The organism is Burkholderia humptydooensis (genome assembly GCF_001513745.1).
GTDB classification, from domain to species: domain Bacteria; phylum Pseudomonadota; class Gammaproteobacteria; order Burkholderiales; family Burkholderiaceae; genus Burkholderia; species Burkholderia humptydooensis.
This window is the reverse complement of the sequence record NZ_CP013381.1, coordinates 43,236-57,855: the sequence shown is the minus strand read 5'-3', so window position 1 is coordinate 57,855 and position 14,620 is coordinate 43,236. Positions and strand designations below refer to the sequence as shown.

General features: G+C 60.5%; 14 protein-coding genes. 2 read left to right on the top strand and 12 right to left on the bottom strand.

Annotated features, from left to right (window positions below; translation table 11 throughout):
* The 10 genes from traV to AQ610_RS18450 all read right to left on the bottom strand — a co-directional run bounded on the left by traV (position 1) and on the right by AQ610_RS18450 (position 9,508).
* Positions 1–648, bottom strand: a complete 648-nt coding sequence (gene traV / locus AQ610_RS18500; protein WP_006029219.1) for a type IV conjugative transfer system lipoprotein TraV — start codon at positions 646–648, stop codon at positions 1–3.
* A complete protein-coding gene (locus tag AQ610_RS18495) occupies positions 645–1,442 on the bottom strand; it encodes a DsbC family protein (RefSeq protein WP_045554672.1) in 798 nt (265 codons plus the stop codon). The genes traV and AQ610_RS18495 overlap by 4 nt, the downstream gene beginning before the upstream one ends.
* Entirely contained in the window at positions 1,435–2,835 is a 1,401-nt protein-coding gene (locus AQ610_RS18490) for a TraB/VirB10 family protein (RefSeq protein WP_006029221.1), read from the bottom strand. Before AQ610_RS18490 ends, AQ610_RS18495 begins: the two co-directional genes overlap by 8 nt.
* Positions 2,828–3,556, bottom strand: a complete 729-nt coding sequence (locus AQ610_RS18485; RefSeq protein ID WP_080595237.1) for a TraK domain-containing protein — start codon at positions 3,554–3,556, stop codon at positions 2,828–2,830. Before AQ610_RS18485 ends, AQ610_RS18490 begins: the two co-directional genes overlap by 8 nt.
* Complete coding sequence (locus AQ610_RS18480; RefSeq protein ID WP_006029223.1) at positions 3,495–4,085, bottom strand: TraE/TraK family type IV conjugative transfer system protein; 591 nt, start codon at positions 4,083–4,085, stop codon at positions 3,495–3,497. The genes AQ610_RS18485 and AQ610_RS18480 overlap by 62 nt, the downstream gene beginning before the upstream one ends.
* A gap of 3 nt (positions 4,086–4,088) precedes the next feature.
* Positions 4,089–4,382 (bottom strand): type IV conjugative transfer system protein TraL, encoded by a 294-nt coding sequence (traL, locus tag AQ610_RS18475; RefSeq protein ID WP_043283253.1) that lies wholly within the window; start codon positions 4,380–4,382, stop codon positions 4,089–4,091.
* Positions 4,383–4,392: 10 nt separating this feature from the next.
* Entirely contained in the window at positions 4,393–4,752 is a 360-nt protein-coding gene (locus AQ610_RS18470; RefSeq protein WP_009916552.1) for a hypothetical protein, read from the bottom strand.
* Positions 4,753–5,114: 362 nt separating this feature from the next.
* The gene (locus AQ610_RS18465; RefSeq protein ID WP_006029226.1) at positions 5,115–5,555 is read right to left on the bottom strand and encodes a lytic transglycosylase domain-containing protein; all 441 of its coding nucleotides are present in this window, start codon (positions 5,553–5,555) and stop codon (positions 5,115–5,117) included.
* 1,164 nt (positions 5,556–6,719) lie between these two features.
* Complete coding sequence (locus AQ610_RS18455) at positions 6,720–7,745, bottom strand: extracellular solute-binding protein (RefSeq protein ID WP_006029227.1); 1,026 nt, start codon at positions 7,743–7,745, stop codon at positions 6,720–6,722.
* Positions 7,742–9,508: an ABC transporter permease subunit gene (locus tag AQ610_RS18450; RefSeq protein ID WP_099975898.1), complete on the bottom strand. Its 1,767-nt coding sequence runs from the start codon at positions 9,506–9,508 to the stop codon at positions 7,742–7,744. Before AQ610_RS18450 ends, AQ610_RS18455 begins: the two co-directional genes overlap by 4 nt.
* A gap of 222 nt (positions 9,509–9,730) precedes the next feature.
* Between AQ610_RS18450 and AQ610_RS34090 the strand changes: the two genes are divergently transcribed.
* Together AQ610_RS34090 and AQ610_RS34085 are read left to right on the top strand one after the other, a co-directional pair.
* Positions 9,731–10,192 (top strand): GNAT family N-acetyltransferase, encoded by a 462-nt coding sequence (locus AQ610_RS34090; RefSeq protein WP_374189333.1) that lies wholly within the window; start codon positions 9,731–9,733, stop codon positions 10,190–10,192.
* Between the two features lie 2 nt (positions 10,193–10,194).
* Positions 10,195–11,202, top strand: coding sequence for an AraC family transcriptional regulator (locus tag AQ610_RS34085; RefSeq protein ID WP_009916547.1), 1,008 nt, complete (start codon positions 10,195–10,197; stop codon positions 11,200–11,202).
* Positions 11,203–11,320: 118 nt separating this feature from the next.
* Here the strand turns inward: AQ610_RS34085 and mobF are convergent, their stop codons facing one another.
* Together mobF and AQ610_RS18435 are read right to left on the bottom strand one after the other, a co-directional pair.
* A complete protein-coding gene (mobF, locus tag AQ610_RS18440; RefSeq protein ID WP_009916546.1) occupies positions 11,321–14,146 on the bottom strand; it encodes a MobF family relaxase in 2,826 nt (941 codons plus the stop codon).
* A gap of 11 nt (positions 14,147–14,157) precedes the next feature.
* Positions 14,158–14,619, bottom strand: coding sequence for a protein-disulfide reductase DsbD N-terminal domain-containing protein (locus AQ610_RS18435; RefSeq protein ID WP_080595239.1), 462 nt, complete (start codon positions 14,617–14,619; stop codon positions 14,158–14,160).
* Position 14,620 lies beyond the last annotated feature (1 nt).

The following is a 14,620-nucleotide window of genomic DNA, read 5'->3' as shown; positions in this document are numbered from 1 at the left end:
TTATTGCGGCGAGCGAATGCCGGTCGCGAGGTTTTTCAGGAGATCGCCGGACATCGGCGCTTGCCTTACCGCCTGCTGGGCCGAGTCCATTGCATCGCGCGCCGATTTGAGAAGCTCGCCCTGTGCGGCCTGGACGGCACCGCCGGACCCGAGGGCGACGGCTGCCGACGGCGGCTCGGCCTTCGGCGAAGCGCTCGCGTCCGCCGCAACGGTGCCGCCGACCGTCGGCCGATACAGGTCGCGGATGCGCCGCTGGTTGTGTTCGACGAGCCAGCGACCGGTATCGGTGGTGAGGTAGACGTAGCTCTGGTCGTGGAGATCGCCGTCGGCGTCCTCCCACGGCGCGATCCACGCGCGAACGACATGCGGCGCGCTGCGGATCGGCGAGCCGCTGAAGAGCGGGCGGGCGAGCACCGCGCCCTGGGCCGGCGTCTTCGACGTCGGCGCACTGGCGGCGGCCAACTGGCTCGTGCGCGTACCGCGGGCGTTGCCAGCCTGCAGGTTCGCGAGCGAGCCCGTCATCGAATCGCAGACCACGCCATCCGGCGCCTTACAGGCGAACTTGCTTTCCGCGTCGAGGCCGGAGAAACTGCATGCGGAGACGACCGCGACGGTTGCCGAGGCCATCAGGAACGTGCGGGGAATCATTGCGCCACTCCCTGCGCCGGCGCACGGGTCGCCGCGCTATCCTGATCACCGGCGCTGGGCACGCGTTGTCCGGCGTTCAACCAGGCCTCGAGCTGCGTCGCGGAGACCGCCCCCGGCAGCATCCGGCCATCTTCGGCAATCAGCGTCGGCGTACCCGTGACGCCGAGCCGTGAACCGAGAACCAGGTTGTCATTGATCGGGTGATGGCACGCCACCAGGGGCGGCAGCCGATTGTTCGTCATCCAGTCTCGCCATGCCTTCGCGGGATCGGTCGCGCACTGGATGCGGATGGACTTGTTCGTCGCACCGGGGTGGATCGACTCGAGCGGGTAGAGAAATGTGTAGATGGTCACGTTGTCGACGCGCTGGAGTTCCTTCTCGATAGCACGGCAATACGGACAATCGGGATCGGAAAAGATCGCGACGACACGCTTGCCGTTGCCGTGCACGGTCTTGATTGCGTGATCGAGAAACTGCGCCGGAAAACGGGTCTTGTAGCCCTGCGCCTGCGTCTGTTCGGTCAAATCGACCTGGTTTTGCATGTCGAAGAGGTGGCCGAACAGAAAATACTGGCCGCTCGCGTCGGTGTACGCGATGTTCTGCCCCATCGTCACCTCGTAGAGCCCCGCGACCGGCGCCGGCTTGACGTCCCGGAACGGCGTGTTGGGATAGAGCAAGGCGAGGTGAGCCGCGACGGACTGGCTGTCGTCGGCGGTCGCGGCGAGCGTCGACGCGGCGAGGACACCCACGGTCACGGCAGCAATCGCGCGTTTCAGGCGGATACGATTAGTCATCAGAGAATCTCCGGGAGCGATCGCCACTGCGACGGCTGCCGTCGCGTCGATCGAAGAGGGCGGCGGTGGAGGCGTCGACGAACGTGCCTTGCGTGATCGAGACTTCGATCGTGCGCGTCGCGTCGGTTTCGATCACCGGATACAACTTGTCGGCTGCCTTCAGGTAGTACTGGGCGAGCATCTGGCCGGCGGAACCGACGCCACCGCCGATTGCGGCGCGCCCGACCTGGCCGCTGTCGACGGTCTGCGAGATGCCGCCACCGCCGATCGAGGTGACGGTGGCCGATTGCTGGAACGCCTGGCCGATGCCGCCGAGCGTTCCCGACAGGATTGCATTGGCGAGCAGTTGCCCCTGCTTCGTCACGAGCCTGCCGCGCACGCCTTCCTTGCCGTCCTCGCCGATCAGCTTGCCCTTGATGGGGATCTCGATGGACTTGCCCTCCAGAATGCAGGACAGCGTTTGCGTGCGCCCCATCATGCGCTCCGACGACAGGTCCCCCCAGGTGGCGGCGACCACGCGGCAATCGCGCAGATCAAGGCGCTTGCGGTTCGGGAGGTTGGCGGCCTCGAGGGCGTGCAGGTCCACCGACAGGGGATCGCTCTGCGCCTGGCCGCCGGTCGGCGCGTCGACGCCATTGAGCATGCCGACGCGGAAGAATGACCCGGCCGGCAGGATATTGACGAGGCCTTGCCCGCTGCTCGAGGTGGCGGCGCTCGTTCCCTTCGTGGCGGCGTAACGGCGCGCCTTCGGGTCGGTCGGAAAGCCGATGACTTCCTGTTTTCCGCCGCTGGAGCCGGCGGAACTCGAGCTGTCGGCGCCCGAGCCGGATCCGTCGTCGGCGAACGAGATGATTTCGAGCTGACGTGGCGCTGCGTCATTGCCGTCGATGCGCTGCGCGAGCGTGCCACCGGGCGGCGGCAGGACCTGCTTTCCGCCCAAGCCGCGCGTGGTGACCGGCAATGGCTTGTTGAGCGTCGTGGCTGCAGTCGCGCTCGACGCCGGCGTCCCTGCAGTCGCCGCCGCGCTGGATGCCGCGGCCGCAAGCGATGCCGCCACAGCGGCAGATGCCTGCTGCGCAGCGGCGGCGGACGCCATCTTGTCGATCGCCGCCTGTTGCTCTTCAAGACGGGCCTGCTGCCGTTGAACACGTTGCTCGAGATCGGCCATCGTGGCGGCCGACTTCGCACGCCACGCGTCGCGATCGTCGATCGTTCCAGGCTGCTGTATTGCCTGCGTGATCGGCTTGGGTTTCGGCGGAGGCGCGGTGTCGTCGGTCAACATCAGGCCGACGCCTGTGATCGCGACGATGACGACGACCGCGCCGATCACGACCAGGCGCTGCCGGCGCTTGGTTTGATCGTTCGACGCGACGACCGGCTTGGTATCACTCATGATCGGTGCGCCCCCTCACGACGTAGACGGCCGTCGAGTCACCGGGCGCCAGCGTTTGCTGATCGATCACGATCGCGAGCACGCCTTTGCGATACAGCTCCTGCTCGGCAATCACCATGTCGCCGGTGGACACGTTGGTCAGCCGGTATTGCTCGCCGACCAGGTCGTCCTCGGTATAGCGCAGCTCGAGCGTCAGCTGCGCCTCCTGCCAGAGCGGCACCATCTGGTTGACGGGCGTCACGGCCGCGCTGAATTGCGCGTCCTGGTCATCGTGCGCCGCGACCATCTCCTCGAGCAGGCTCTTGATAGCGAACTGATACGACGACGTCCGCGTCGAGATCGCTTGAGTGCGACGGACCTCGCCACCACCGACCGCCGGCACGACAATGTTGGCGCTCGGCATGCGCCGCGGCTGCAGCAGCAGCTGGTACGTGTCATTGTGGTCGTCGACCACGAAGAGCGACTCGGTGCCCTGCGCAGCGTCCGGGTCGGCGAACGTGAAATAGAGCACACCGTTGGCCAGATCCTTGACGTACGTGAGCGCGCCTTTCTGCTTCGGGATGATCTGCGTGATCTTTCGGCCGTCGATGGCGAGCCGGTTCTGCTCGGTCATCGAGACGTTGTATTCCGACAGGGCGGCGCCCGTTCCCGCGAAAGTGTTACTGGCTACGGCCAGCAGCAGCGCGAGTGCTGTCCAGCACTTCCTCGGCTTTGCGAACATAGGTCCGTCCTGAAAAGGAGATGGGAAGCTCAACGACATAGGTGTGAGGCAGCGTCGAGACGGGCTGATCCCCGATGTAGGTCTTGAGGGTGCCCTTCCAGATGACGCGCTTGGCCTCCACGAAGATCTGTTGCGATTGCGGTGACCAGATCGTCGTGATCTTTTCGCGTTTGATGCGGATCGCCGCCGCGTCAAACCGCGTCTTGTAAACCGGGTACTGATCGGGCTCTACCAGCTTGAGGAGGATGCTGTTGTTGTAGTCGACGGTCTCCGGCGTCGACGTCAATATGAGGCTGAGCACGTAGCCCGACATGTCGCTCAAATAGTCCTGATCGGCCTGGCCCGCGCCGATCTGGTAAGGGCGTTTGACTTCAGGCGGTACGATCCGCGTGGTGTCGTGAAGCACCGTCCAGCCGACCAGCAACGCCAGCAGGACATTGGCGATCGCCTGCCCCGAGATGATCTTTCGGTGGAACCGGATCGTGTCGGTCAGCTTGTCGCGTTCGTTCTTGGCGATGTCTGGACGCATGGCTCAGCCCTTGAATTCGCGAAGATGGGTCGGTGGCAGGTCGGATGGCGTCGGCATGCCGGCGATCCACGCGATCAGGTGCGCGGCGATGCCGGGATGAAGGTCCGATTTGAAGAAGTGGGAATACGCCCACGCGAGGCCGATACCAAGGAGGAAGCCGACGATCGGATAGCCGGTGCCGAGACCCGACATGATCCCGAACATGGCGATGCATGCGACGTCCCAGTCCCAGAACAACAGCTTGGGTGGGTCGTCGAGGGACAGGGGCACGGCGTGGGACAGATCGTCGGCTGACATGGGCCCTCCCTTAGATGGTCGCCGTGAAGCTGGAGTTGATGATCCCGACGATGATGCCGACCAGCATGCCGAGCGCGACGCCGCCGAGAATCCACTGGTAATCCTTGCGGACCGCGGCGACGAGCATGCCGATCGCGACGCAAATGAGGGCTGACACCTTGCCGAGGTTGCCCTTCACCCAGCCCTCGAACTTGGTGGACGCATCCTGGAACTCGGTACCGTCGGCCGCGATGGTGTGCGAGATGAAAAGCAACAGCCCGATCAACAGGCAGACGAGCAACAACGCCTTGGCCCATTGCCGCAGCTGTTCGAAGCGTTCGTCCTCGAGCGTGGCTGCGCTGGCCGTGGGGGAATGGTTCAACGTCGACATAGGATTTCCTCAATGAAGGTGACGTCACGGGGTGGAACGAGCAGCCGGCGTACACGTCACCACGGGCTTGCGGTGAGGTGTCTGCCGGTGTCGGCGCACGCGCTTCGCGGGGGAGCGGGCACGCGCGGGCGACTCGGTATAGGCCGGAAGGGGCGTCGAGACAGAACGTGGTACGGCAGAGACGGCGAGATGCTTGAGCGTCCGTTGCGGGCATTCCGGTCCGTCACACAAGACAAAGTCGCCGTCGGGCCGCATGCCGAATTGCGCGACGTCCGACAGTCGAGCGACTGGGTTGGATGACGCAAGCGCCTGGGCATGCGCGGCGCCGATGAAGAGCGATAGCGCAATGACGACCAGCCGGATCATTTCTGTTGCTCCCTGGCCGCATCGCGCTGATAGGCGGCGTAATAGCGCTGCACGCTTCTCACGTATCGCAGTTGCGCGGCGACGTTGCTGGAGGCCGGACCAGTGTTGTAGCAGCCGACTGCCTTCCACGTCGGGCCGAATTGCTTGATGCAATTCGCGAGCACCCAGGCGCCAACCTTCTCGCTTGTGCAGGCGTCGAGCAGGTCTTCTCTCCGAATCCCGGCGCGCGTGAGGGTTGGCAGATGGACCGTATTGATCTGCATGACGCCGATTGCACGGTTTCCGTCGGGCAGGACCGGGCCTTTGGCGTCGCTCCAGCCGCGGGATTCGTGCCAGCCGATCGCCTTCAGCAGGATCGGGTCAACGTTGTACAAAGCGGCCGCCTCATTCCAACAGGCCGCATGCCCGATTGATGCATGTCCGAACACCAATAACATTAGTAGTACGAACCTACCAATCGGACGTGAGCTGATATTCATGCGTATCATCGGGTCAGTTGGTGTTAGTACAAGCGCCGGTCAACGGCGACTTGCATGGAATAAAAAGCGCTGCGCACACATCCTGTAATGGACATGTCCGCAGCAAAGCCACCAGCCTCGAGTGAGGGCCGACAAAGGAAAATGCTGGTGGTGAGAGAGGAAAGAAAAGAGAAAGCGGCCCCCGACGAGATCATGGTTGTCGAGGGCCGAAAGCCCGTCTGGTCTATCCGAGGCACGCGGCTAGATGTAAACGCGTGACCAGACGGGACTCCGGGGGAGTTCGTGACGTGTTGTACGATGAGCCAAACCGTGGGGGGGCGATGTTCGACGCAAGACAACCGAGATACGGCACACAGCGTCGATCGAAGGCGCGACCTTGAGAGGCCTCGCCAGGAGATTTCCCCGAGTATGTTGCGCGCGAAGCAAATGGCAACAATCGACAAGATAAATAGCGAAAATCCAGCGGTCGACGCCACTGGGAATCGCAAATATGGTCGTATAATAGGACCAGCCACGGGCACTCTCGCTCAGAACTGTACCTTGGTTAGGTCGTATCGGATGTTGGCGCATCCGGTACGGCCGCTTCTACCGCTCGCGGCAATCGACAGCGTTGGCGCGCTCCCGATGCAGCTTAATTAACTACCTTCTTACGTCACCGCCCTTTTTGTCCCACTCGAGCTCGAATGCGGTGAGCTTGAGGTCGTTGCGTTCGAGGTAGCTGACCATACGATCAAGACTCGCCCACGCTCGTGGGTGATCTCGAGTCGTGAAAAGCGTGTGCAGCCCGTCTTTCCACGTAAGCTCGACCACGAGGATGTAGCCCTCAAGAGCTCTCTCGACACGAGCGTTCTTGATCGCCCCGGCCCGGGCGTACTCTCGAAACTCGGACTCCGTAATTCGACTCAAATTCATCTCCAAGATCGACAAGCCTGTCATCTTAGAGGGATACATATCGCTACGGCGATCTTTATCTAACTTAGTGTCGAATTTTCGCTTCCGGGTTGTCACATTGTCATATCTTGAAGTTTCAAAATATAGTATTTTGCTACAGCAGTCTCGTCAACTTGTTTTTTCATACGGAACCGTCCCGGGCCTGGGTTCGCAAGGTCATGGGTCCTGGGACTACTCCTTCAGCTTCGCCCAGACCTTGCTACGCAATGCCAAGGCCGCCGGCGAACAAGGTTTGTAGGGGCGCAACCGCCCCCTTAGCGATGCCGGGGTAACGATGGCCGGGTTCGAAAGGATGTCCGGATCCATAAACTGCTCGGCTCCCGAGATCTCGTTGTCGTACTTCTGTGCATTCGAGACAACCGCGATATTTTCCGGCTTCATCATCCAGTTCACGAATGTGTATGCCGCGTCAACGTTCTTCGCTTTGGCCGGGATCAGCAAGCTATCCATGAATAGGCGGACACCCTCCTTCGGGTATGAGAATCGGATGGATGGGAGCATCTCTTGCGCTCGAACCGTCGCGCCATTCCAATTCTGCTGAACAACGACTTGCCGAGAAGCAATTCGATCAATCGTCCCGTCGTTGCTGTACACCTTCACGTACGGCTTCTGTTTGAGCAACACGTCGAGCACACGCTTCGCATCCGCGGGCTTCTCCGTACATTCATCCTGACCAAGATACCAACTGGCCGCCATGTAGAGCTCCTCCTGAACATCGAGATCGGCAATCTGCCCGCGAAGCTTCTCGCTCGGTTCGAAAAAGGACCGCCATGTATCTGGAAGAGTGCCGCCAGCTACGCGGGCACTGTCATATGAGACCCCAGTCAGCACGATGGTGTACGGCATCGCGTAATCCCGGTTCGGATCGAATGGCGGATGCAGGTACTCTGGCTTGATATTCGACGAGTTCGGCAGCCGGGTCTTGTCGAGCTTCAGGAGCAGTCCCCCCTTTGCCAGGATTGGCACGTAATAGTCGCCGGCGACGACCACATCGTAGTTTCCGGCCCCCGCCTGCAGCTTGGTGAGCAACGTCGCGTCGCTGTCGTACGTATCCAGCGTGGCTTTGATTCCCGTTTCCTTCTGGAACTTGGCTAGGAGAGACGTCGGAAAGTAGTCCGGCCAGTTTGCGAAATGCACTTCCGCGGCCTGGCCGTGTAGCGCGATCGAGCATGCAGCAGCGAGCAATAGCTTTTTCATCCAAGATTCCCTGAAAGTTGAACCGCGGTCGCGGTCGGAAGCGCGGGGGGCAGTACAGCGTCCCTGTCGCGTGACCGACCTCTTTTGTTGACGAATGCACTGAGAACCACAAGTACGACGGACGTTACGATCACGATAGTGGATATCGCACTGATCTTCGGCGTCAGCCCGACTTTCAATGCGCCGTAGATGTATGTCGGCAGCGTGATGAGGCCGGCGCCGCCCAGAAAATAGGACGTAACAAAATCATCGAGCGATGTCACAAAACTCAGAATCGCGCCGGTCAGCACACCTGGCCAGATCAGTGGCAACGTGACACTCCAGAAAGTACTCCATGGTGTTGCCGATAGGGTTGCGGCCGCGTCGAGCAGATCGTTATCGATTTTCATCACCGCCGCGCGAATCGGAATGTACGCGACGGGAAGGCAGAAAACGACGTGCGAAAAAACCAGCGTGGCAAAGTCTAGTTCGATCGTCATTACGGAAAAAGCCAACAGGGTTGCCACGGCGAGCACGATTTCCGGCACTACGAGCGGCAACTTCATTGCCTCCTCGAAGACTGTCAGAGCGCGACCACGCGTCGATCCGATCGTGACCGCGGCGGCGACGGACAACACGCTCACGATGCAAACGGTTGCGCTTGCCAACGTCAACGAAGTCCACGCGGCGCGCAATAGATTGGGGTCGTCCATGATGTCGCGGTAACCCTTAACGCCCCATCCGCTCAAAATAAGCGCCGACGGCCCGTCGATGAAACTCGTGATGATCAGCGCAGCGATGGGGAAATACAGAAACGCAACTGTAGGCACCGCAATCCATTCGACGCCCGGAAATGGCACACGTGCGTCTCGACCGATACCACCTTGATTCACGTCGAGCGGCGTGCGCCGCGCGAACCAAGTGACCGCGACGACGATGCAGAGCAAGGCAATTGAAAGCGATGCACCCATCGGCCAGTTGCGATCCGAGGTGAAGGCGAGCTGGACTACATTTCCGATCATCATAGACTTTGCGCCGCCTAACAGATCAGGGATCACATAAGAGCCGAGCGCCGGCACGAAGATCAACGCAACGCCGGCGCGAATACCCGTCGCGCATGCCGGAATCAGGATGCGCGTTAGTACCTGCCACGGCGTCGCGCCAAGGGTGGATGCTGCCTCGGCAACTTCGAAATCGAATTCCCGAAAACTGACGTAGAGCGGCAAAACCATAAACGGGAAAAAGATCGAAACCAGGCCGATCATGGTTGCGATATCGGTATACAGCAGCCCCAATCCAGTCACCTGGCCAAGCAGGCGGTTGGCTGCCTCGTTCACAATGCCGCCGTCCGCCAGCAAAATGACCCAGCCGTAGGCCCGTACCACGAGACTTACGACGAAGGGTGCTGAAACGAGTAGAAGGAAGAGCGACCTGCGGCTGGCCGCCTGCGTTGCGATGTACAGCGCCGTCGGAAACCCGAGAAGAAAGCAAATGACGGTAGTAGCTGTCGCGAAGAGAAGGGACCTCGTGAAAACAAGAAGATACGCAGATCGATAAGTCAGATTTCCGTCGAAATCCCTGTCCAAGATCAAGTTGAAATATCCAGCGAAGGAGTGTTTTGTCCACGCAACACCACCAAAATCGAGCGGTTCGCAAAATGAAACATAAAGCACAATAAGTAACGGAATTAAAATACCGACGGCAAGCACAATAGCTGCCGGCCAGCATCCGAAATGCAGCGTTGTTTTTGCTTGTGGAGTGTCCCAAATACGCAGAATGCTCATGGCCCCGGTTCCAAAATTTTGCGCTGGTATTGCGCCGTGGACAGACCAGAGCTTACCGAGATTCTGCGGCACCGCAATAGCGTTAGTGCACAGTTTGCGCCAAAATGGACACTCTTCGCGCCAGCACAATTTTAGCGCAAGGGCGATATCGTATTATTCACCGACGAGCACAGGTCTCGCTCGTTGACAACTGTCATTAATAAATGGATCACGACATTGAAAATAGATAGTGCTTCCCACTTTTCATATAGGTCCATGGTAGAAAGCGATCTCGGAAATTTCTACGATGTACGATTTTCGGTCCGGGAGAACCGTATTTATCCACATCAAGTCCATTTGCTGGACCGGAGCCTGCTCGTCGCTCAAATAGACCAGGGAGGCGGGTGGATCTGCACGGATTCGTCGACTGGGGTGGCAGCTGGCGTGTGCCTGCCAATATTGGGCGACGTGCCGATGATCGGTGCGCTGTTTGTCCGCCCGACCTATCATGGACGTGGCATCGGTGGCGAGTTGTTGAACAGATCCCTCGATTGGCTGAAATCGAAGGGCGTTGAAGAAGTCACACTCGTCACCGATCCAGGATCCAACGCTGACCACTTCTATCAACGTCGAGGCTGGATACGCGGCGACTTCGATGCCTACGGCGTTCAAGTCGTGTTCAGGAAACGACTCGAGGGTCGATAAGAATGGCCCAACGAACCTCCGGCGTCGATCTCGCAAGCCGGCGTCCCGCCCCATTGCACACCATCATCATTGCAGTTCGCGTGCTCGAGCGCGCAGGGTACTCGGTTTCGGATCTCCTCCAGGGGTCGGGGATAACGACAACGGATCTCTCTCGGCCCGCGTTAGTCGTATCTCATGCGCAGGAGCTGATTGTCTTTGCAAATGCCCTTCGGGTAACAGGCGACGAGTCGATTGGCGTCACGATCGGCCAATCGATCCCGGTCACCGCATATGGTGTCCGCGGACATGCGATGCTTGTCAGTCCGACGCTAGGAGCTGCACTTCGACTCGGTTACACATTTCCACGGCTGGCGATTTCGTACTTTGATACTGAGTTAGGCGAAGGCGAGGACGACGCAGTGGTCACGATCAGTGGGTACAAATACCGATCGGACCTCAGAGCCCTTAACACGGGGATGGCCGCCGCGGCTTTCAAGCGCGAGATAGAGGACCTGCTGGGCTATCAACCTGCGTACAAGCGGATTACGTTAGATTTCGCAAGACCGCAAAACGCTCGTCGGTATCGCGAATTGCTCGGTTGCGATGTAGAGTTTGAGGCGGCTAAAACATCTATCATCTTTCCCAGAAAGGAGCTTGAAACTCGCCTTAGATACCGGCATGAAATAGAGTTCGAACTCGCAAAGCACCTATGCGCGCAGCGTGAGCGAGAATTTGAAGCGTGGAAACCAGAGCAACTAGTCACGATGGCGCTGCAACTGTTACATGACAGCTACGGCGGAGTGCATTCCACGGAATTGGCTGAAAGGCTTGGGGTATCCCACCGCGGCATGCAGCGCGAGTTCGAGCGGTCGGGCGTGACATTTCGCGGGCTCCGCGACGAAGTTCGAAAGGCTCGCGCGGCAGAATTGCTGCAGGCAGGTCCAGGTTCCGCCAAGACATTGGCTCGTGAGCTCGGATATGGCTCAAGTTTCGCGCTTAAACGCGCGCAAGCGCGCTGGGGTCGCCCGTGATCAATAAGGCGCTGGCTACAGCTTGATACAAGTCATGAGCTTGCGTGTCGGCAAGAACGTTGAAGGCCGGGACCGGAGCGTCACCAGACGTTACCGTCGTTGGCAAGCCTCGGTGCATCTAAATCTCCCGTTCCTTCCTTTGAACATCATCAGATCTGTCGTGCTCGCCCTGCGCCCCGATCGAGGTGGTCTTGTCCTGCTGCTGCGTGATGGCCTGCCTGGTCAAGCCGACGTCGTTCGTAACGATCGCGATGTCGCGTGACGCGCGCGTCACGCCGACATAGTAGCTGCGATCGCCGAATACTTTGGCGAATCCCGCGAGCATCTGCTCTGCCTGCTTGGGCTTCTCCGGGTCGATGTCCGGCATGTTGATCACGAAGATCACCTGTGCTTTGGACGCGCCTTGCGCTGCGTGGATCGTCGACGTATAGGCGTGGTCCCAGTGCTGACTGGTGTTGAGATTGACATGGTGGTGGGAGGTAGCAGCCTTGTCCGAAACCTCCAGCACCGCGAGCCCGCCCTGCAGCCCGATGACTTTCGCCGTTTCACCATTCTTGAACGTGTCGTCGTTTCGGGTGAGCCGAATCACGTCACCGACCGCGAGTTGGCGCTGCTCCCTGTCGTAGACCTCGACCTTGTTGTGTTTCGCGGGCTCCCAGTCGAGTCTGGTGCCGTCGCGCTTCTCTATCGTCACGACACCGAGCTCGTGATCCACACCCAAGACCCGCGCATAATCGCCTTTGCTGGCGTCGATCTGCTGGTAGTCGCGGTTGAAGCGCACAACGTCGCCCGGCGTGTAGTACTGCGCTTCCTTGATCATCGCGCGAGTCCACCCCTTTGAGACAAGGATTTCTAGGGCGGACTCGCGCCCCTTGAGTTCCCGTCGTGCCCACATCTCCGCGCGGATGTCGTCGTTGAGCGAGACACGATCCTTGTTCAGCGGGGTGATGACGATACTGGCGGCCCGCTCCTCGGGAGACATGGCAAAGTAACGGCTTTTCGCATCGCCGAGCACGTCTTCGGTCTCGGTCACCTTGCCCTGGCGTGCAAGATAGTCGAATGACTGGAGATTGCGCTTCAGCTCGATATCGGTCAGCCGCTCGCCCGCCTTGAGTAAGTTACGGCCGGTAATGATGTCGACGGCCTTCTGCATGTGCGGCGTCTTTTGACGGTTGATTTCCGTCATGTGCGCGGTTGCGATCCCATGGCCCTGGGCCAGTTCGAACGGCTTGCCGGCTTCCACTCCCTGCAGTTGCAGCTTGTCGCCTAAATAGACCACCTTCGCGTTCGCCTTCTCGGCCAGGTTGTGGATCTGCGCCAGTTGGCGCTGCGCTAGAAACGACGACTCGTCGACGACCCACAGTTCCGGCCGCCGCACGAAATCCGGCGCGAACTGCTTGGCGAACTCGATGTCCTTCTGCAGCTGCCGCTCTTTGATCTGGAACATCGCGACAGTATCGGCGGCGATTCCGGTCTCCTTGACCATAATCTTGGAAGCGGCGCCGGTCGGCGCCATTCCGCGCACGACATAGCCTTCCGAGACCGCGATGTCGTTCAGGGTGCGCAACATGGTCGTTTTGCCGGTGCCGGCGAGGCCCTGGACCGCGACGAAGCGGTCCGGCGACGTCAAGGCCAGAACGATCGCGTCTTTCTGCCCCGTAGCGTACGGGAACGGCTGTTCCTTCTCGGACGCGGCGATCCGCTGCGTGACCGTCGCGGCATCCAGCACGATCGGTGCGCGGTCCTTTTGCTGGCGAACGAAGTCGATCGCCCAGCGCTCGCTCTGGAACATCTTGCGCGTGGTGTATTTGTCATCGGGAAGGGCGATCAGATCGCCTTTCTTCTCGAGATCGTCGAACGCGCTCAGGACCTCCCGGGCACCAACCCGCCCGGTCCCGTGTTCGATGGCGGTCTTGACGAGATCGATCTTGTCGACCGCCACCTCGCGCTCGATCAGTTGCGCCGCGGCGAACGACATCGCGTCGCGCCCCGTGAGACGTTGCGGGATGCCGATCCCGTCCTCCTTACGCTTTGCCGTAGCCGCACGCAATCCGTCCAGATCGATATCGTGCTCCTCGGCGCGGGCGTTCCAATCGTCGAGCAATTCCTGGTGGTCGACATCCTTCTTTCGGTCGCGCGTCGCCAGCGCCGCACGCTCTTTTTCGGCGGCGCTCGCCGCATCGAGCGTCGTGTTTTGCTTTTCGAGCACCTCCTTCATTGCCGCACGCCGCTGACTGAAATGCTCGATCTGCTCGCGGGAGACGCCCTGAATTTCGAAATTGCCGTTCTTGTCCGGGTTCGTCAGGCGGTACCCGATTTGCTGAAGACCGCCGGCGAGCTCGGCATTGTAGATCGCACCGGCTAGTTTCTGGATCTGGTAGATCTCGCGGTTGTCGATCGACCGCCATTGTCCGTCTTCGCGCTGCGTCGCATTGATCAGCACCGCGTGCGTGTGTGTCTGGGGATCCAGATCGCGGCTCGTGTTGTGCCGAAACATGGCGACGATCATGTTGCCGGTGTACTCGAGCGACGTAACCCCGTTCTTGGTCGCACGGGTCCGGATGACCTGCTCCTCGATGTAGGTGAGCGCAACCTCGGCGGCCCGCTCATGCGCGGCGCGCACGTCCTTGTCGCCGGCGACCTCGGCAAGCAACGAGACGCTCTTGGGCGCCGAGAACGTCAGGTCGATTCCCGGCTGGTGCTCCTGGCGCCGCTCGCAGGTTTTCTCGTCGGTCACCCACTTGCCGAGTTGCTGCTCACCGACGCGCCCCTCGAGCAGATTCATGAACTGCGCTGGCGTGACCTTTCCCGACAGGCCGAGTGTGGCGGCGCCCTTGCCGAACCAGGCCGAATGCTCGGCGTTCTCGTCCTGGGTGTAGTAGTTGTCTTTCGCGAAATAGGTCTGAGCCTGCGCGGCGTTGCTGACGTTGTGCAAACTCAACATGGCGCGTTCCCCTAATACCCAAGTACCGGGTCGTACTGCCGGCCGAGATGAATCCGCCGCTCGAGCGGAGGGAAGCACACGCCGACGTCGGCGCATCCCTGGATCGTGACGACGAGATCGACTGGGCGGCCTTCGGTCATGATGACGTCGACTCGGGTTTCGCGATCGTAGGTCTCGACGGTCTTGCCGAGCGTCGCGTCGAAATGCATCGTGCCGGGCGGTTTCACGACGTTGTAGATCAGGCGCGTCGGGGTTGGCGTCGTCACGCTGATCTTGTCGCGATAGAGCCGGTAGCCGGGAGCGATCCGAAATACGATGCTCAGGTAGCCTTTGGCGACCTGGAGATAGTGCATCCGGAAGGCCATTTCCGGCGAGAGCAGGTTGTCGAGGCCCGCTGCGGTTTGAGCGATCCCGATGCCCGGAGCGGCGAGGGCAGGGAGGGCAAGTGCTGCGAGAAAGAGGCGTCGGTTCATC